The 17,609-nt window shown below is 73.5% G+C and carries 13 protein-coding genes; 3 read left to right on the top strand and 10 right to left on the bottom strand.

Features of this window, described 5'->3' with window-relative positions:
- Positions 1 to 200 precede the first annotated feature (200 nt).
- Positions 201 to 1,289: a thiolase C-terminal domain-containing protein gene (locus tag AH6_RS20290; RefSeq protein ID WP_067482200.1), complete on the top strand. Its 1,089-nt coding sequence runs from the start codon at positions 201 to 203 to the stop codon at positions 1,287 to 1,289.
- On the opposite strand, the gene AH6_RS20285 is transcribed toward AH6_RS20290, so the two are convergent.
- The 8 genes from AH6_RS20285 to AH6_RS20250 all read right to left on the bottom strand — a co-directional run bounded on the left by AH6_RS20285 (position 1,276) and on the right by AH6_RS20250 (position 12,198).
- Positions 1,276 to 3,669, bottom strand: coding sequence for a glycosyltransferase (locus AH6_RS20285; RefSeq protein WP_067482158.1), 2,394 nt, complete (start codon positions 3,667 to 3,669; stop codon positions 1,276 to 1,278). The genes AH6_RS20290 and AH6_RS20285 overlap by 14 nt on opposite strands.
- On the bottom strand, positions 3,666 to 4,580 hold the full coding sequence (locus tag AH6_RS20280) for a glycosyltransferase family 2 protein (RefSeq protein WP_067482156.1): 915 nt from the start codon (positions 4,578 to 4,580) through the stop codon (positions 3,666 to 3,668). The genes AH6_RS20285 and AH6_RS20280 overlap by 4 nt, the downstream gene beginning before the upstream one ends.
- The gene (locus tag AH6_RS20275) at positions 4,577 to 6,892 is read right to left on the bottom strand and encodes a hypothetical protein (protein ID WP_157431602.1); all 2,316 of its coding nucleotides are present in this window, start codon (positions 6,890 to 6,892) and stop codon (positions 4,577 to 4,579) included. Before AH6_RS20275 ends, AH6_RS20280 begins: the two co-directional genes overlap by 4 nt.
- A 17-nt stretch (positions 6,893 to 6,909) precedes the next feature.
- The gene (locus tag AH6_RS20270) at positions 6,910 to 7,995 is read right to left on the bottom strand and encodes a glycosyltransferase family 2 protein (RefSeq protein WP_067482151.1); all 1,086 of its coding nucleotides are present in this window, start codon (positions 7,993 to 7,995) and stop codon (positions 6,910 to 6,912) included.
- Entirely contained in the window at positions 7,985 to 9,202 is a 1,218-nt protein-coding gene (locus AH6_RS20265; protein ID WP_067482148.1) for a glycosyltransferase, read from the bottom strand. Before AH6_RS20265 ends, AH6_RS20270 begins: the two co-directional genes overlap by 11 nt.
- On the bottom strand, positions 9,199 to 10,347 hold the full coding sequence (locus AH6_RS20260) for a glycosyltransferase (protein WP_169807884.1): 1,149 nt from the start codon (positions 10,345 to 10,347) through the stop codon (positions 9,199 to 9,201). The genes AH6_RS20265 and AH6_RS20260 overlap by 4 nt, the downstream gene beginning before the upstream one ends.
- 2 nt (positions 10,348 to 10,349) lie before the next feature.
- Positions 10,350 to 10,928, bottom strand: coding sequence for a hypothetical protein (locus tag AH6_RS44745; RefSeq protein ID WP_067482141.1), 579 nt, complete (start codon positions 10,926 to 10,928; stop codon positions 10,350 to 10,352).
- Positions 10,929 to 11,295: 367 nt separating this feature from the next.
- Positions 11,296 to 12,198 (bottom strand): glycoside hydrolase family 16 protein, encoded by a 903-nt coding sequence (locus tag AH6_RS20250; protein WP_067482139.1) that lies wholly within the window; start codon positions 12,196 to 12,198, stop codon positions 11,296 to 11,298.
- A 197-nt stretch (positions 12,199 to 12,395) separates the two neighbouring features.
- Here AH6_RS20250 and AH6_RS20245 point away from each other — a divergent pair, with 197 nt between their 5' ends.
- Positions 12,396 to 13,268, top strand: a complete 873-nt coding sequence (locus tag AH6_RS20245; RefSeq protein ID WP_067482137.1) for a hypothetical protein — start codon at positions 12,396 to 12,398, stop codon at positions 13,266 to 13,268.
- Positions 13,269 to 13,313: 45 nt separating this feature from the next.
- Here AH6_RS20245 and AH6_RS20240 read toward each other — a convergent pair whose 3' ends face one another.
- The gene (locus AH6_RS20240) at positions 13,314 to 13,541 is read right to left on the bottom strand and encodes a hypothetical protein (RefSeq protein ID WP_067482135.1); all 228 of its coding nucleotides are present in this window, start codon (positions 13,539 to 13,541) and stop codon (positions 13,314 to 13,316) included.
- A gap of 247 nt (positions 13,542 to 13,788) precedes the next feature.
- Here AH6_RS20240 and AH6_RS20235 point away from each other — a divergent pair, with 247 nt between their 5' ends.
- A complete protein-coding gene (locus tag AH6_RS20235) occupies positions 13,789 to 15,942 on the top strand; it encodes an MMPL family transporter (RefSeq protein ID WP_067482133.1) in 2,154 nt (717 codons plus the stop codon).
- A 152-nt stretch (positions 15,943 to 16,094) separates the two neighbouring features.
- On the opposite strand, the gene AH6_RS20230 is transcribed toward AH6_RS20235, so the two are convergent.
- Positions 16,095 to 16,763, bottom strand: a complete 669-nt coding sequence (locus tag AH6_RS20230) for a TetR/AcrR family transcriptional regulator (RefSeq protein ID WP_067482131.1) — start codon at positions 16,761 to 16,763, stop codon at positions 16,095 to 16,097.
- Between the last annotated feature and the right edge of the window lie 846 nt (positions 16,764 to 17,609).

Here is a 17,609-nt window from a genome sequence, read left to right as displayed (position 1 = left end):
CCTCCGGACCGGCCCCACAGACGCCGCCCGCCGTGGACGGATCGCGCCCCGCCCACGGCGGGCGGCACCATCTCCTGAGGATCACGTGGCGGGAACGCGGACGGGCGAGCTGACGGACAGGCAGGCGGGCGGGCGAGCCGGTGGCTGAGTGGGCGGGCAGGCAGGGCTTCTCCGGCAAGGCGGCCATCGCGGGCGTCGGCATGACCACGCTGACCCGCGCCTCCGGACGCACCGAGCTCCAGCTCGCCGCCGAAGCGTCCCGCGAGGCCCTCGCCGACGCCGGGATCGACCGTCCCGACGCGATCCTCAGCTACCACCTCAACGACTCCGCGCCGGTCCTCTACCTGGCCCGCGAGCTGCGGATGCCCGAGCTGGGCTGGCACAACGAGATTTACGGCGGCGGCACGCAGAGCGCCTCGATCCTGGCCGACGCCGCCATGCTGATCGACGCGGGCCTGGCCGAGAACGTCCTGGTCTACCGCGCCCTCAACGGCCGGTCCGGCAAGCGGATGAACGCCCTCGGCCTCAAGCTCGGCGAGGGCACCGAGGAGCAGTTCACCCACCCCTACGGCATGGCGGGCCCCGTCCACCAGTTCGCCCTGGCCGGTCAGCGCTACCTGCACGACGCCGCGCTCACCGACGTCCACACCCACGCCGTCGTGGCCCAGTCCCGCGCGCACGCGCTGCGCAACCCGCGCGCCGTCCGCCGCGAGCGCCTGGACCTCCCCACCTACCTCGACAGCCCCATGGTGGCCTCCCCGCTGCGCCGCCTGGACTGCTGCCAGGAGACCGACGGCGCATGCGCGCTGGTGCTGACCCGCGCCGACCGCGCCCCCGACGCGCCGCGCGTGCACGCCGTGGTGCGCGGCGGCGGCTCCGGCGCGTCCACCATGGACAAGGCCGACGACGTCACGCGTATCTTCTCCGGCCACCTGGCCGCGCCGCTCTACGAGGCGGCCGGGATGAAGCCCGACCACATCGACGTCGCGCTGCTGTACGACGCCTATAGCTGGCTGGTGCCGCGCCAGCTGGAGGACTTCGGCCTCATCCCGCGCGCCGACCTGCCCGTCCTGCTGCACGCGCAGGAGATCGCCTGGAACGGCCGCGTCCCGGTCAACCCGCACGGCGGCCTGCTGTCGGAGGGCTACGTGCACGGCCTCAACAACGTCGCCGAGGCCGTCCGCCAGCTGCGCGGCACCGGCACCAACCAGGTCCCCGGCGCGGGCGTGGCGCTGTGCACCGGCTTCGGCGGCAGCTACGGCAGCGCCGCCGTCCTCACCGCACCCTGACCCGGGCGGCGCGCTTCGCCCCCGCCCCGGCGGCCCCGGGACGGGCCGGACGGCGCAGGTCGAAGCTGGTGGCGATCACCAGCACGCCGATCACCAGGGAGATCCCCTGGGCGACGACCCAGCCGAGGGCCCCGGCGGTCAGGCCGTCCGGCAGCATCAGCCCGCAGCAGGTCAGCACCAGCGCGGCGTTGACGCCGTTCATCAGGATGTAGGCGCCGGTGCGGTCGCGGGCGATCAGCGCCGCGTCCACCAGGTAGATCCCGGCGCTCAGCAGCGTGGCCAGCGCCAGCAGCCGCAGGCAGTCGGTGGCCTGCTCGGCGTAGCTCTCCCCGAACACCGACAGCAGGTACGGCGCGGCGGCCAGCATCAGCAGCACGGCGGGCACCAGCAGCCCGTAGATCGCCTTCACCGCCTTGGTGAGCTGGCGGCGCAGCGCTCCCCGCTGGGCCTCGGCGAAGGTCACCTGGGCGGCGGTGGAGGGGATGAAGTTGAGGAAGGACACCAGCTGGAAGGCGATGGAGAACCAGGCCGTCTGCTTGCTGCCGGAGATCGTGAGCACCTGGAGCGGCACCACGGTGCTGGGCAGGATGCCGAACACCGTCCCCAGGTAGCTGCCGCTGGAGAACGACAGGTGGCGGCGCAGGACCCGCACCGGCGCGGTGCGCTCCTCGGCGCGCGGCAGCCGCCGCAGCAGCGCCGCCCCGCCGAGCACGGCCGCCAGCACCGTGCCGACGCCGTAGGCCACGATCAGCCCGGCCAGCCCGAACGGCGTGAGCACCAGCAGCGCCCCGACCTTGGCGACGCTGCCGATCAGGTTCTTGACCAGCAGCGCCCCGGTGGCCCGGGTGGCGATGAGCCCGGCGTCCACCGTGCCGCCGCCCGCCGTGCAGATCACCAGCACGATGACCAGCAGGACGGCGCGCAGGTCGCCGCCGAGGTTCGGGCCGCCGCCCGGCAGCAGCGGGGACAGCGCCAGCAGGCACGCCAGCGCCAGCGCGCCGCCGACGACGCCCACCGCCGCCACCGTCGCGCGCACCAGCGCGCGGGGGTCGGCGGCCTGGGGCAGGTGCCGGATGACGGTGTTGGGCAGGCCCAGCGACGCCACCGTGGCCAGCAGGCTCACCCCGGCGGTGACGCCGGCCAGCCAGCCGACGGCGGCGGGCGGGTAGGCGCGGGCCGCCAGGGTCCAGAACAGGAAGCCGAAGGCGGCCAGCCCCATGGTGTTGGACAGCAGCAGGATCGAGCCCCGGTAGAGGGCGTCTTCCGACAGCCGCCGCAGCGGCCCCGGCAGTCGCCGCCCCTGCCCCGGCAGCCGCCGCCCCGGCTCCCGCTGCCGCTGCGGCCCCGGCAGGTCCGCCAGCTCCCGCATCGTCGTCTCCCCGATCTCCTCCCAGCCGTTGGCGCGGACGTGTTCCAACGCCGCCCGCGACATCGCGGCCAGCGCGGCCTCGTCGGCCCCGGCCAGGTCGGCGAGCGCCTCGGTGAGCCCGGCGGCCCCGCCGTCGTAGCGGCGCACCGCCGCGTCGGGCAGGTCGGCGAGCCCCGGATGGTCCGGGACGATCAGCGGGCGGCCGTGCGCGAGCGCCAGCACCGCGCTGCCGCTGGTGGTGATCCGGCGGAACGGCAGCACCACCACGTCGGCGGCGGCGTACAGGTCGGCCAGCTCGCCGTCGGGGACGCGCTCCAGCCGCAGCGTGACACGGCCGCCCGCCGACTCCGCCAGCTCCCGCAGCCGTGCGGCGAGCGCGGCGTCCGCGCAGGCCCCCGCGACGGTCAGGGTGGCCCCGCCGTCCTCGGGCAGCGCGGCGAACGCGGCGAGCAGATCCTCCACGCCCTTGTACTCGGCGACCGCGCCGAGGAACAGGAAACGCCCGCCCGCCGTGGGCGCGGGCACCGGCGGCGCCGGATAGGGCCCGTGCGGCACGACGGCGGTGCGGGCCGGGTGCGCGCCGATGCGGGCCAGCCCGTCCAGCGTGCTGAGCGAGTGCGCGATGACCAGGGAGCTGGAGCGGACGAGCGTCCTGCGCGCCGCCACGTCGTCGGCGAACACCGGCGAGTGCGGCAGGACGTTGTGCGCCGTCCACACCAGGCGCAGCCCGAGCATCCGCATGATCCGCAGGACGGCGGCGAACCAGAACTGCGCCGCCCTGCGCGTGCGTGCCCCGCCGGGCAGCCCGAACCCGAACACCCAGTGCAGGTGCACCACGCGGGTGCCGGTCAGCCGGGCGGCGGCCAGTTCCAGCGGGAGCAGCAGCACGTTGAGGGTGTGCGACGGCGTCAGCTCGCCGGCGTAGCGCGTCCGCGCCCCCCGCCGCCGCAGTTCGGCGTACAGCAGCTCCTGGTAGGGGTTGTCGTCCCGGGGGAGGACGAGGATCTTCATCGCCGGGGCCGCCGTACCAGCTCGGCCAGCACGCCCGCCCCGTAGATCAGGTGGTCGGCGACGACCCGCAGCACGCCGTTGCCCCGGTTGCGCCAGGCCGGCACCAACAGCAGCGCCAGGTAGGCGGGCACGACCAGGAGCGACCAGGGCGGGGCGACGGCGGACAGCACGAGCACCACCGGCAGGCCCAGCAGGTACACCGGGTACACCACCACCATGGGCTCGGTCACCGGCAGCCGCCGCAGCCGCGACCGGTGCTTGCGGTAGAGCCGGGCCCGCGCCTTGCCGTAGGCGTAGGACCGGCGGGCCTGCCGCCGCGGGTCGCCCCAGTCGTGGACGACCCGGGAGCCCGGGGCGCTGCGGATCCGGTACCCGGCCGCGACGACCCGCCAGGCGAAGTCCACGTCCGACCCGTACTCGAACGACTCGTCGAAGCCGTCGACCGCGTCGAACACCTCGCGGCGGAACGCCAGGTTGATGGTCGGGCACTCGTCGAGGTAGGCGGCGGCGCGCAGCGCGTCCCGGTCGTAGATGCCGGAGTGGCCCGACGGGCCGGTCGCGACCCCGGCGACCACGTCCTCGCCCTCCTTGTGCAGCGGCGCCAGCAGTTCGGTCAGCCAGCCTTCGGCCGGACGGCAGCCGGCGTCGGTGAACACCACGATCCCGCCCGTCGCGGCCCGCACGCCGGTGTTGCGCTGGTGCGGGATGGACACCCGCACGCCGGGCGGGCGCGCGAAGGGCAGCCAGCGCACCGCCGGGTGGGCGGCGGCGAGGTGGTCGAGCCTGCCGTCGGAGGCGTCCACCACGACGATCTCGCAGGGCTCGCCGGAGGCCGCCGCCTCGGCGGCGACGCCGGTGAGGGTCGCGTCGAGCTCGGGCTCGTCCTTGCTGATGACGACGATGGAGATCATCGGTGGTACACCTCAGAGGTTCCGTTCGTGTACACCAGGTCGTAGTGGCCCCTGATGAACTGGGCGGGGAAGGCGTAGGTGGCGAGCTTGCCGTCCATGCCCGACCGGGCCCGGCCGTTCACGACGTTGACGCGGGTGGCGTAGATCCAGCCGGTCCGGTGCAGCGCCCGGGGCGCGAGGTCGGTGACCATGCCGGGCCGCCAGGCGCCGATCTGGGTGAACAGCCGGATCTGCCCGTACCGGTCGGCGTAGACCATGTCCTGGTTCCCGGCGAGCCGCGCGGCCAGCCACCCGGCCGCCGCCATCTCGCCGTTGTGCTGGTAGAAGCGCTCGTAGTCCTCGCCGTCGGCGGCGAGGTTGGTGCCCCGGCCGCCGCCGAGCACGGTGGCCGACAACCCGCTGGTCTTGACGAAGACGGTCAGGACGGCGGCCGCGAGCGCGCCCCAGACCAGCAGGTTGAGCCGCCCGAGCGGGACGCCCGGCGTCCTGCGCCGCACCCGGGGCGCGATGCGGTGCAACATCCAGAACAGCGCCACCGACACCAGCGTCAGCGCCTGGATCTGGGCGCGGCCCTGGTTGTAGGAGCTGGCGAGCGTGCCCGACAGCCGGAACAGCACCAGCGCGCCGAGCGCCGGCAGGGCGAGCAGCCCCACCTGCCTGGTCAGGCCGGGGGAGCGGCGCTGGAAGGCCATCAGCGCCGCCGCCAGCAGCGCCAGCAGGTTGCCGAGCTGGGCGACCACCAGCACCGCCAGGTCCAGCAGCATGCTGAGCGGCGGGACGAGCGGCTCGGCCTTGGGCGGCCCGTTGTCGCGCAGCTTGTACCGGGGGTCGCGGGCGTCGTCGAACGGCTCGACGTACTTGCGGTGGGCGGTGTACTCCTCGTCGATCCGCTTCTGGTACTCGGCGGCGGTGACGGTGCCGCCCTCGCCGCTGGACAGGTAGGCGGCGAGGATGCCCTTGCCCTCGCCGCGCGGCAGCAGCTGCAGCCCGTCGGAGCTGAGCGCGGTGCGCAGCTGCCCGACGTTGGACGCCGACTGGGTGATCGGCCCGTACCAGAGCACGGCGCTGCCGAGCCCGGTCACCAGGGCCGCCGCCAGCGTCCAGCGGACCGCGGCGGCCCGCCGCATGATCCACAGCGCCATCTGCACGGCCACCGCGCCGCCCAGCATCATCAGCGCGAAGTAGGCCGAGGAGTAGTGCGACACCACCAGCGCGGGGCCGAACATCACCACCAGCGCCAGCCGGGGCGCGCGGGCCATGCCGATCTCCAGCAGCGCCGCCGACAGCGCCAGGAACAGCAGCAGCGCCACCTCCTGCCGCGCCAGCGCCGGGAGCTGCTGGGAGACCCCGCCCTGCACCAGCACGTAGACGGCGGCGAGGGTGGCCCACCGCAGCGGCAGGAACCGCTCGGCCAGGTTGAACACCCCGACCACGAACATCGCGAACGCCGCCGGGTAGGCCAGCTTGAAGATCATCACGACGTCGATGCCGGTCAGCGCGTGCAGCTGCGCGGGCAGCACGGTGATGCTCAGCATCGCGCCGTAGGCGTCGGGGTGCGGGTGCATCTCCCACACCCCGGCCTGGATGGTCTTGCTGGCCACCGAGTACTCGGTGGAGATGTCGAACCCGTACACTAGGTCGCTGCGCAGCGAGTAGGCCCACATCATCGCCAGCGACACCGCGAACAGCAGCACCGAGATGCGCGTGACGTCCAGCCGGTCCGCCGTCACGGCCGCCGCGACCAGCACCACGCCGCAGGCGACCAGCACCGCGATCGCCAGCGCCGCGCCGTGGCCGTGGTTGAGGCGCAGCGCGCCCGCCGCCGCCAGCAGCGGCAGCAGCAGCGACAGCGCCAGCCACCGGGCCGACGGCAGCGCGGGTCTGGGGATGGCGGTGCTGAGCGGCGCGGTCGTCCCGGCCAGCAACAGCAGCAGGCAGAAGATCTGGAGCCCGGCCAGCAGCGGCGCGGGCCGCAGCGGCTCGTCGAGGCCGAGCTGCGCGCCGACCAGGTTGACCGCCAGGCCCGAGCCGAGCAGCACCACCAGCGAGCACGCCGGGACGTACAGCGGGAACAGCGCCACGGCGGTGCCCGGCACCCGCAGCGCGTTCAGCAGCAGCAGGCCCGGCACCGTCAGCAGCAGCGGCACCAGCGCGATCTGCGCCACCCACAGGTCGCGCAGCAGCGACAACACCGTCATCAGGGTCAGCGCCGCGCCGTAGTAGACGACGCGGCGGAAGATCAGCCACTCGACGGTGCCGGGGCTCGGCTGCGCGGCGGGCCGGCGGACCGGCGCGGGACGGGAGGGGTTCAACGGGGGACGGACGCCGATCACGCGGTCTGCCCTGGCTCCCCGCCGGTCAGAACCTCACGGGGCGGCCCGTTCCCCGACTGCGGACGGGGTTCGGGCGTCAGGGAGCGGAAGGCCCACGCGCCGCGCACGAACCCCACGTTCTCGAACGCCTCTTGCAAGAGCTGGAGGTACGGGTCGAGCAGGGCCTCCGGAACGCCGCGCGTCACGACGTTCTTCAGACCGCGCGGATACAGCACCAGCGGCAGCAGCAGCGCGGCGACGGCCAGCGGCCACAACACCACCGAGCCGAGCAGGAGGAGCGCCACGAGGACCGGCCACGGGAACAGCGTGGGCCGCACCCCGGGCCACTTGCGGTACTGGAGGGCGTTGCCCTTGCCGTAGGCGATGTTGCGGCGCAGCACGTTGCGCAGCGTCGGCTCGAAACGGTGCGACAACCACGCCTCGGGCACGAACACCAGGCGATCGTGACCGAGACGGCGCAACCGCCGTGACAGGTCCTCCTCCTCCGAACCGAACCGGAACCGCTCGTCGAAGCCGCCCACCGCCATCAGCGGCTCGCGCCGGAACGACATGTTGCCGCCGGTGAAGGAGTAGACGTCGCGGCGCGGCTTGGGCGGCGGCGTCGTCCACTGGTTCCGCATGTAGAGGAAGAACCGGTAGGGGAGGGCCTGGCTGGTGGTGAGTTCCAGTTCCAAGGGCTCGTGCCGGTTGTTGCGCTCGACGTAGCGCGACATGAACCCGGTGCCGGTGACGGGCACGACGGGGCCGCCGACGCCGGTGACGCCGTCCTCGTACCCCGCCAGCAGCAGCTCCGCCCAGCGCGGCGCGGGCTCACAGTCGTCGTCCACGAACGCCACGAACGGCGCCGTCGCGGCGCGCATCCCGGTGTTGCGCGCGGCCGACAGCCCCCGGTTGCGCTCGTGCCGCACCACGGGCAGGCCGCGCTCCCGGGCGATGTCGCCGGAGCCGTCCACGGAGCCGTCGTCCACGACGATGATCTCCAGCTCGTCCCGGACGGTCTGGGCGGCCAGCGCGTCCAGCGGCCGCGCGATCCGGCCGGCCCCGTTGAGCGTGCAGATGACGACGGTGAGGCTAGCGGGCACCGGGGTCCCTCCCTCGGTCGTGCTCGTGCACGGCGCGGTACACCGCCGAGGTGGCGGCGGAGATCTCGCCGAGGCCCGTCTCCTGGGAGGCCGAGGTCGTGTCCGGCTGGGGGGACGGCTGAGCTGGTGGAACGGTCAGCGGCCCAGAATAGTGCGGATTGTCGGACATGGTGGTCAGGAAGTCGCGGAGGGCGTCCGCCAGCCGGTCCGGCGAGCGCGGCGGCACCGCCCACGGCGACCCCGCGAACAGCTCCGCGAGGCCCCCCGCCGTCGTCGCGATCACCGGCGTCCCGTACGCCTGGGCGAGGTTGGCCACCCCGCTCTGCTCGGCCTTGCGGTAGGGCAGCACGACGGCCCCGGCCGCGTCGAACCAGGCGGCGATGTCGCCGTCGGGCACGAAACCGGTGAACACCAGCCGCCCGGCGACGCCGCCGCGCGCGGCCATCCGCCGCACCCGCGCCAGGTGCAGCCGGTCGCGGGCCTCGAACACGCGGAACGGGCCGCTGCGGGGCCGCACCTGCCCGGCCACGACGAGCCGGACGCCGCGCAGCGCCCCGGCGTCGCGGCGCTGGAGCAGGGCCAGCGCCTCGACCAGGTCGTCCAGGCCCTTGTCCACGTGGATGAAACCGAAGGCGAGCAGCAGCCGGTCGTCGCCGAGCCCGAAGCGCGTCCGCAGTTCGGCGGCCGTGGTGACGGCGGCCGGGGGCGGCGTGGAGAAGTGCGGGATCACCTGCACGCGGTCGGCGGGGACGCCGATCGGCCCGGTGAGCGTGTCCCGCGCTCCCTGGGTGTGCACGATGAGCCGGTCGCTGCGGCGGGCGATCCGCCGGTACAGGGCCCGGCCCGGCCCGCGCAGCAGGGCCGTGTCGCGCGTCGCCTCGTGCAGGGTGGAGACGACGGGGACGGGCCCGCGCCCCAGCTCGTCGAGCCAACGCAGCAGCGCCGGCGTGCGCGCCCCGAAGGCGGGCACCGCGAACTGCACGTGCACCACGTCCGGCTTGAAGCGCGCGACCGCGGCCCGCAGCCCGTCCGACGCGCCCGACGCCCCCAGCGCGCCGATCACCTCCGGCGGCGCGCCCGGCGCGGCGCGCACCGCCACGACCGCGACCTCGTGCCCGGCCTCGCGCAGCGCGCCGCCCAGCACCTCGCTGTAGGTGCCGATCCCGTCCCGCGCGGGCGCGTACGGGGTGACGAACAGGATCCTCATGGCCAGAACCGCCGGGAGATCTGCAGGGCGATCGCGTCCCAGGAGTAGTCGCCCACCCACGGGTCGCCCAGCCACGGGTCCTCGCCGTCCAGGTCGTCCTGCGCGGCGAGCGCGGTGCCGACGGCCAGCGCGAGCGCGGCGGCGTTGTGCTCGCTGACCAGGCCGCGCTGCGACCGGGTCACCAGGTGCTGGGCCAGGTTGTCGGGCGCGGAGGTGGTCACCACCGGCAGGCCGCAGGCCAGCGCCTCCAGCACCGCGATGCCGAAGCCCTCGCGCTCGGACGGGAACACGAACACCCGGCCCGCCTTGAGCAGCGAGTACAGGTCCTTCTGCTCGCGCACGTCGTGCCGGAAGTCCACCGCGTGGGCGAGGCCGAGCCGCTCGGCCTGGGCGTGCAGCGCCTCCCGCTCGGGCCCGGTGCCGATGATGCGGCAGGTGACGGGCGTGCCGTCGGCGTGCAGCAGCGCCATCGCGTCCAGCACCATGTCCAGCCGCTTGTGCACCATCAGCCGGGTCACCACGACCAGGTCGGTGGTGTCGTCGTGGGGCGCGGCGTTGCGCACCGCCTGGAGGTCGATGCCGTTGGGGGCGACGGTGATCGAGGTGCCCTCGCCGAGGTGGCGGGCCAGCCGGTCGGCGGTCTGCTGGGAGGCGGCGATGATGTGGTCGGGCATCCGCATCGACAACCGCTCCACCCACCACGCCAGCCGCCCGCCGCGGCCGCCGAGGTAGTCGTGCCAGTACTCCGGCCCCCACACCTCGTGCCAGGTGGCGATCAGCGGCTTGCGCCGCAGGGTGGCCACCAGCCGCAGCGTGAACAGCGGGAACTGCGGGATGTGGTCCACCTTGAGGACGTCGAAGCGGCGGAACAGCAGCCGCAGGCACGCCAGGGCGAACACGATGGCCTGCCGGAACGAGCGGCGGCGGCCCCGGTAGAGGGGCCGGTTCCGGGTGAGGGCGTGCAGCGTGACGGGGCCGTCCCGCAACACGCGCGGGCCGTCCCACCAGTGCATCGTGTACATGTGCACGTCGGCGCGCACGGCCATCAGCCGCGACAGCTCGTGGTAGCGGATCTCGCGCCCGCCGAAGCTGTAGGGGTGGATGGCGTCGGTGACCAGGGCCACCACGGGGCGTGCGGTCGGCACGGTCATCCCTGCCTGCCCGTCAGATCGTTGAGGCACTCGGCCTGGAAGGAGATGGCGCGGCGCGCGTCCAGCCGGACCGCCACCGTCAGCGGGCCCGGCCGGCAGACGACGCGGACGCGGGGGGTGATCTCGGCGCTGCCGCCGTCGGCCAGGGTGGTCTCGCCCTTGGCCAGCGGCCGCGCGGCGGCTTCTGCCTTCCCGGGCTGCCCGGCGGTCAGGCCGAGCGACCAGGTGTAGGCGCGCCGCTGCCCGGTGGCGTTGCGGACGTGGAAGGTCACGGGCGGCAGCTCGGCGCCGCTGACCAGCTCGCGCGGCAGGTTCGGCGGGTCGGCGAAGGCCAGCTCGCTGTAGGTCTCGGTGGCGCCGGCGACGCCCGCCGCGCGCAGCAGCGCCTGGCCGGGCGGCGTCTGGCTCAGCCCGCCCAGGACGAGGACGGCCGCCAGCAGCACGATGTAGGGCCGCCGGCGGGCGGCGCGGCGCGGCGGCGTTCCCGGTCCGGGGGCGGTGCCGCCCGGCGGGCGCGGCGGACCTGCCGGACCCGGCGGGCGCGGTGGGCCGCCCGCGGTGGTGAAGGACTCCATGCCGGCTCCCCGTCCTCATCCGTATGGAGGCAAATGTCCCGTTAGCGGGAAAAGCTCTTTATGAGCCAAAAGATATGAAAGGAGGTTGTATCACGGGCAGGGTTGCCTGGCCAACACGTCCTGGAAGATGGCGTATTGCGGGGAAGTGTCCGATCGGTGGCGTCGCCCGGACGGCGACGTGGCGGTTCCCGGAGAGGCGAAAAAGTGCGCCGGAACGGTAAACCCCGAGGTGGGGCTACGCGTCGTACCATTCAGAGCTGTGGGCTAAATCACTTTCCTCCCGGCTCCGGAAAGCGTTTCCCGGGCACGCGAAAAACCCTTGCCGGCGCCTTTGTTCGGCGCGACGGCAAGGGTCTGCGGTGTTCGCTCAGCCCGCCTTGTAAACGCGCACCCAGTCCACGGCCATCTGGGCGGGGAAGCGGGTCTGGGCGTTGGGCGACTTCGGCCAGTTGCCGCCGACCTGCACGTTGAGGATCAGGTAGAACGGCGCGTTGAACGTCCAGCCCCGGTACGCCTTCATCTGCGCGTAGGGGCGGCCGTCCACCCACCACACGACCCGGTGCGGGGTCCAGTCCACGCCGTAGGTGTGGTAGCCGGCCGACAGCGGCTTGGCCAGCTTCACCTGCCCGCCGCCCACCTTGCGGTGGGCGTGCGCGTAGCCCTGGACGAGGTTGGGCTTGCTGCCGATGGTCTCGACGACGTCGATCTCGCCGTAGGGGCGGTTGGTGCGCTGCATCCAGAACGCCGGCCAGACGCCCTGGCCCGTGGGCAGCTTGGCGCGGACGGCGAACCGGCCGTAGGTCTGGTGGAACTTGCCCTTGGTCTGCACGCGCGCCGAGGTGTACTTGCACTTGCCGTACCAGCACTTGAGGTTCGAGCCGGCGCCGGCCTTGTTGGCGCTGATGACGAGCTGGCCCTTGCCGTTCTGCTGGACGTTGCCCGCCTGGTAGTAGTGCAGCGCCCGGTGCGTCCAGCCGTTGGTGCCGTTGCCCAGCAGCGGCGTCCACGCCTTCGACGGCTTGCCCCTGCCGTTGAACTCGTCGTGCCAGGACAACTTCCAGCGGGCCTTCGGCAGGGTGAAGTTCGGCTTGGCGGCGGCCGGGGTCAGGGTGTCGGCCTTGGCCCCGGTGCTGGACACCCGCTCGGGCGCGTCGTTGTCGAGGACGACGATCCCGACCACCGTGGTGGCGGCGATGATGCCGCTGACCGAACCGGCGGCGATCCAGATGCGGCGCCGGCTCTGGGAGGTGGGACGGGCCGGAGGCGTCATGGGGGTTTCCTCGACTCTGGGGGGCATCGGCAGATGTATACCGAAAGGCCCTAATGTAACGGGTTTGATGGCCACATGAGGTCGGTGTGACGCAGGACATCGGCGGGCCGCCGGGTGACCGGTGCGTGCGGCGGTGCGCGGGAGGCGGCCGCTGGTAACCTCGGCCGCCGTGACGATCGACAGCCGGGAGCGCCGCCATGACGCGCGGTAGGCGCCTCGCCGTCCTGATCCCCGCCGGTCCCGCCGACGACGCCCCCGACACCGTGGCCAGCGTCCTGCACTACGCCGCCGAGCCCGTGCTGGTGGCGGTCGTGGACGACACGCGCGGCCGGCGGCCGGACATGGCCGCGCTGCGCTCGCTGGGACCGCCGGTGGTGGTGCTGCCCGCCGGACCGGCGCGGCCGGGCACCTACGGCGGGTTGTGGACCAAGCTCGCGGCCGGGATGCGGCACATCGTGGAGAACGCCGACTTCGACCTGCTGCTGCGCCTGGACGCCGACGCGCTGCTGCTCACGCGCGGGTTGGAGGAGGCGGCGCGGGAGAGGTTCGCCGCCGATCCCGGGCTCGGCGCCCTCGGCTCCTACCGGGTCGGCCCCGACGGCGGCGCGCGCGACTGGACGTACGCCGCGCGCGTCCTGCGGATCGAGAGCGGGCTGCTGGGCCTGCGCAAGCCCGCCCTCCGCCGTCGCCTGCGCGCGCTCCTCGCCGAGGCGCGCGCTTCCGGGTACGTCTTCGGGGAACACGTTCTCGGCGGCGCCTGCGTCTACCGGAAGGAGACGGTGCACGCGATGCACCGTCGCGGGCTGCTGGACCTGCCGGAGCTATCGGACAGCAACGCGGGGGAGGACTTCCTGTTCGGCCTGCTGACGGCCGCCGCCGGGTACCGGCTCGGCGACTTCGGCGGGCCGGGCGACCCCATGGCGCTGCGCTGGAAGGGGCTGCCCGCCGCGCCCGAACGGCTCGTCGCGGAAGGCCGCGCCGTCACCCACTCGGTGCGCTTCTACGAGGACCTGGACGAGCGCGAGATCCGGGAGTACTTCGCCGGGCTCCGGGCCGCCGACCGACGCTGAGGAGCGGCGGGACGCGGCGTACTGCCGCTGCGGTCGGCGGCCTGGTCACCCCTGGGAGCGCGCGGCCATGATCGCATCGCGCAGGATCTGCGGCGTGGGCGCCTCCACCAGGCGCGGCCCGGCGCGCAGCGGCACCAGCGCCCACCACGACCCGGTGGCCTCCCCGTACCAGACCCGGACCCCCGGGAACTGCTCCTGCAACCCCCGCGCCGTGGCCGCCCGCGCCGCGGGCGGTGGCGGATCGTCACGACCGGCGCCCCGTTGAGCCGTCATGTCGGCCTCCCCCCGTCCATCTCTTCGTTAACAGCGTCCCCATCGCTGGAATCGTCACCCCTGGACAGCAAAGTGTGACCAACACCACGAATCGGTGATCAGCGTACGCCCTCGGCTACATCCCGGGATGTACTCCCGCAGGAGTAGCGGGGCCGCGAAGTGACTCCGGCCGCCGGACGCGCCGGACGGGACCGCGCGGCGACGCTCTACGGGACAGCGCAGACGTTCTCTCCCGAAGGTGATGACCATGGCCACTCCCGCTCCGCCGACAGGGCCGCTGGCGCGGCTCGCCCGATTCAGCTACCGGCGGCGCCGCCTGACGCTGCTGGCCTGGATCGTGGGCACCGCCGCCGCCCTGTTCGTCGGGTTCGGCTACGCGGCCGAGCCGCTCAACGACTTCACCGGCGGCAAGTCGGAGTCGGCCAAGGCGCAGGAGATCCTGGAGGCGCACTTCCCGCAGATGAGCGGCGAGAGCATCACGCTGGCGATCCGCGCCGACGCCGGGGTGCGGACGCCCGCCGTGCAGACCGAGGTGCGCAGGGCCGTGGACCGGATGGCGCGGACGCCGCACGTGTCGTCGGTGTCGTCGCCCTACCAGGGCTTCGGGCAGATCTCCAAGGACGGCAGGACCGCCTTCGCGACCGCGAACCTGGACGTGCCCGCCGACGACATGCCCAAGGCCGAGACCGTCAGGCTGCTGGACGACCTGCGCGAGAGCGACGGCCCGGTCCGGATGGAGCTGGGCGGCGCGGCCGTCACCGCGGCCGAGACGCCCGGCGGCGGCCCGTCCGAGGGCGTCGGGGTGCTGGCGGCCGTGGTGATCCTGCTGGTCGCGTTCGGGTCGGTGCTGGCGATGGGCCTGCCGATCCTGACCGCGCTGCTGGCCATCGGCTGCGGCCTGTCGCTGATCATGCTGCTGGGGCACCTGCTGCCCGCGCCGTCCTTCAGCCCGATCGTGGCCGCGCTGATCGGCCTGGGCGTCGGCATCGACTACGCGCTGTTCATCGTCACCCGCTACCGCGAGTCGTTGTCGTCGGGGGAGGACCCCGAGTCGGCCGTGGTCACCGCCATCACCACCGCCGGGCGCGCGGTGCTGTTCGCCGGGACCACCGTGGTGATCGCGCTGCTGGGGCTGCTGGTCATGCAGCAGAGCCTGCTGAACGGCGTGGCGGTCGCGGCCGGGGTCACGGTCCTGATGACGATGCTGGCCGCCGTCACGCTGCTGCCCGCGCTGCTCGGCTTCACCGGCCGCGCCATCGACCGGCTGCGCGTGCCGGGCCTCGGCCGGGCCCGCCGCCCGCTGGCCGAACGCTGGGCGCGGACCGTGCAGCGCCGCCCCGCCGTCGCGGGCCTGGCCGCCGCCGGGGTGCTGCTGGTGCTGGCGGTGCCCGCGCTGTCGATGCGGCTCGGCCTGCCCGACTCCAGCACGCAGCCGCACGACACCAGCGCCTACGCCGCCGACCGGATCCTGGCGGAGGGCTTCGGCCCCGGGACCGCCGCGCCGCTGGTGTTCGTGGCGCAGGGCGGCGACGCGCGGCCCGTCGCCGAGGCGGTCGGCCGGACGCCGGGCGTCGCGGCGGTGCAGCCGCCGATGACGAGCAAGGACGGCGCGGCGTCGGTGTTCGTGGCCTTCCCGACGACCGCCGCGCTGGACGAGGAGACGTCGGAGCTGGTGCACCGGCTGCGCGACGAGGTGGTGCCCGCTTCGGCGGGCGGCGTGAAGGTGCACATCGGCGGTCCGAACGCGGGGTCGATCGACTTCGCCGACGACGTGCAGAACCGGCTGCCGCTGCTGATCGCGGTCGTGGTGGGCCTGTCGTTGCTGCTGCTGGTGGCGCTGGTGCGGTCGCTGACGGTGGCGTTCCAGGCGGCGGTGATGAACCTGCTGTCGATCGCGGCGGCCTACGGAGTGCTGACGGCGGTGGTGCAGTGGGGCTGGGCGGGCGAGCTGCTGGGCTTCCCGACCGAGATGCCGGTGGCGACGTGGGTGCCGCTGATGATGTTCCCCATCCTGTTCGGGCTGTCGATGGACTACGAGGTCTTCCTGGTCTCGCGGGTCCGGGAGCTGTACGAGGGCGGCGTGGAGACGCGCGAGGCCGTCGCCCAGGGCCTGGCACGGACTGCCCGCGTCATCACCGCCGCCGCAGCGATCATGGTGATGGTGTTCCTGTCGGTGCTGCTGGGCGCCGACATCGCGGTGAAGCAGATGGGCCTGGGCCTGGCGGTGGCGATCCTGATCGACGCGACCGTGGTCCGGATGGTGCTGGTCCCGGCGATGATGGAGCTGTTCGGGAAGGCGAACTGGTGGCTGCCGGGGTGGCTGGCGCGGGTGCTGCCGGGCGGGGCGGCGGCGGAGCCGGAGGCGCAGCGGGTGCCGGTGGGGGCGGCGGAGCGGCGGTGATGGGGCGGCGCTGACCGGACGGGCGGTGACGGCCGGACGCCGATACGGCGGGCCGACGCGGGCATGGCGAACGTCGGCGCGATGGGCGTCGGCAGGGTGAAGGCCGGCGCGATGAGCGGGGGCGGCCCGTCCGGGTGACGGGTCGCCGCCGCTCAGTGCGTGTTGATGCCGTCGAACATGACCTTGAGGTAGTGCTCGGCGAGGCCCTGGGCGTTGAGGCGGCCGCCCGGCTTGAACCAGCGCACCGCCACCCAGACGGTGTCGCGGATCATCCGGTAGGTCAGCTTGGGGTCGATGTCGGCGCGGAACAGGCCGTCCCGCTGGCCCGCCTTGATGGTGTCCACCCACATCTTCTCGACCTCGTCCTCGGACTTGGTGAGGTAGGCGAAGCGCTCCATGCCCTTGAGGTAGTTCCAGTCGTTCTGCATCACCGTGATGGCCGCGCGGTGCGGCTCCAGGGTGCCGAACGCGATGCGGACCAGCCCGGCGATGGTGGTGCGCGGGTCGTTGCCCTCGTCGATGACCGACCGGTAGGCCGACATGATCTCCTGGAAGAAGCCCGCCAGGATCTCGTCCACGATCGACTCCTTGGAGTCGAAGTGGTGGTAGAGGCTGCCGGAAAGGATGCCGGCCTCCTCGGCGATGTTGCGCACCGTGGTGGCCTGGAAGCCCTTCTCGGCGAACAGCTCGGCCGCGAGCTTGACCAGGTGCTCACGCCGTTCCGAGGCCAGGGCGGCCGAGCCCTTGCCGCGGCGGCGGGCCCCGCCCTCACCCGTGGCACGGTTTTTGGGGCGTCCGGAATTCGTGCTCGTGGTCGTCACCCTCTCATTATGCCGTGTGCGCCCAACCGCTTGCTCAACTCGGCCCACTGCCCCAGCTTACGTGCCACAACAAGCGCTTGGTCGTGGGATGGGTGGGTTGGTGGTTGTGGGGTTGTGCTATCGGCTGTGACGGGGGTTGGGGAGGGGAATTACTGGGTGAGGGGGCGGCGCGCTTCGGCGTGTCGGTGCGGGTGTTGACCGGCTGGACACTTCGCTGTCTGGCCAGATGACTTCGCTGTCCAGCAGGATGACTTCGCGCTCCTTTTACCGGTACCGCCGGGCCCTCCAGGACCCGGCGGCACCGCCGCCCGAACCCTAATTCGCGCGTTCTGCACGTGACCGGCAACCTCAACTCGCGCTCTGGGGCCGACCGACTGCCCTGGCTCCGCGCTCCGCGCTTGCCCAACTACTTCAAGTCCGCGCTCCGCGCCTGCCCAACTGCCTCAAGCCCGTGCTCCGCGCCTGCCCAACTGCCTCAAGTCCGCGCTCCGCGCTTGCCCAACTGCCTCAAGCCCGTGCTCCGCGCTTGCCCAACTGCCTCAAGCCCGTGCTCCGCGCTTGCCCAACTACTTCAAGCCAGCGCTCCGCGCCAACCCCAGCGCTCCGCGCCAAGGGCACGCTCCGCGTTTGGCGCTCCGCGCTACTACCTCAGCCCGCGCTGCGCGCGTGCCCAAAGACGCTAGCCCCGTGCCCTGCACATGACCACCGACCCCAGCCCCGCGCCCCGCGCGCGACCAACAACCTCAACCCCGCGCTCTGCACCCGACCAGCAACCCCAGCCCCGCGCCCGAACGTGACCAAGAACCCTGGCCGCCGGGGACGGGGGTGCAGGGGGCAGAGCCCCTT

This window comes from Actinomadura hibisca NBRC 15177 (genome assembly GCF_001552635.1).
In the GTDB taxonomy this organism is placed as follows: domain Bacteria; phylum Actinomycetota; class Actinomycetes; order Streptosporangiales; family Streptosporangiaceae; genus Spirillospora; species Spirillospora hibisca.
The sequence above is the reverse complement of the archived record's forward strand: the minus strand, read 5'-3'. Positions and strand labels throughout refer to the sequence as shown.

What these genes read in the sequence shown, in the direction of transcription:
- AH6_RS20285 (WP_067482158.1), bottom strand. Translation starts at nt 3,669, where the DNA reads ATGAAGATCCTCGTCCTCCCCCGGGACGACAACCCCTACCAGGAGCTG.
- AH6_RS20235 (WP_067482133.1), top strand. Translation starts at nt 13,789, where the DNA reads ATGGCCACTCCCGCTCCGCCGACAGGGCCGCTGGCGCGGCTCGCCCGA.
- AH6_RS20265 (WP_067482148.1), bottom strand. Translation starts at nt 9,202, where the DNA reads ATGAGGATCCTGTTCGTCACCCCGTACGCGCCCGCGCGGGACGGGATC.
- AH6_RS20290 (WP_067482200.1), top strand. Translation starts at nt 201, where the DNA reads ATGACCACGCTGACCCGCGCCTCCGGACGCACCGAGCTCCAGCTCGCC.
- AH6_RS20250 (WP_067482139.1), bottom strand. Translation starts at nt 12,198, where the DNA reads ATGACGCCTCCGGCCCGTCCCACCTCCCAGAGCCGGCGCCGCATCTGG.
- AH6_RS44745 (WP_067482141.1), bottom strand. Translation starts at nt 10,928, where the DNA reads ATGGAGTCCTTCACCACCGCGGGCGGCCCACCGCGCCCGCCGGGTCCG.
- AH6_RS20240 (WP_067482135.1), bottom strand. Translation starts at nt 13,541, where the DNA reads ATGACGGCTCAACGGGGCGCCGGTCGTGACGATCCGCCACCGCCCGCG.
- AH6_RS20245 (WP_067482137.1), top strand. Translation starts at nt 12,396, where the DNA reads ATGACGCGCGGTAGGCGCCTCGCCGTCCTGATCCCCGCCGGTCCCGCC.
- AH6_RS20280 (WP_067482156.1), bottom strand. Translation starts at nt 4,580, where the DNA reads ATGATCTCCATCGTCGTCATCAGCAAGGACGAGCCCGAGCTCGACGCG.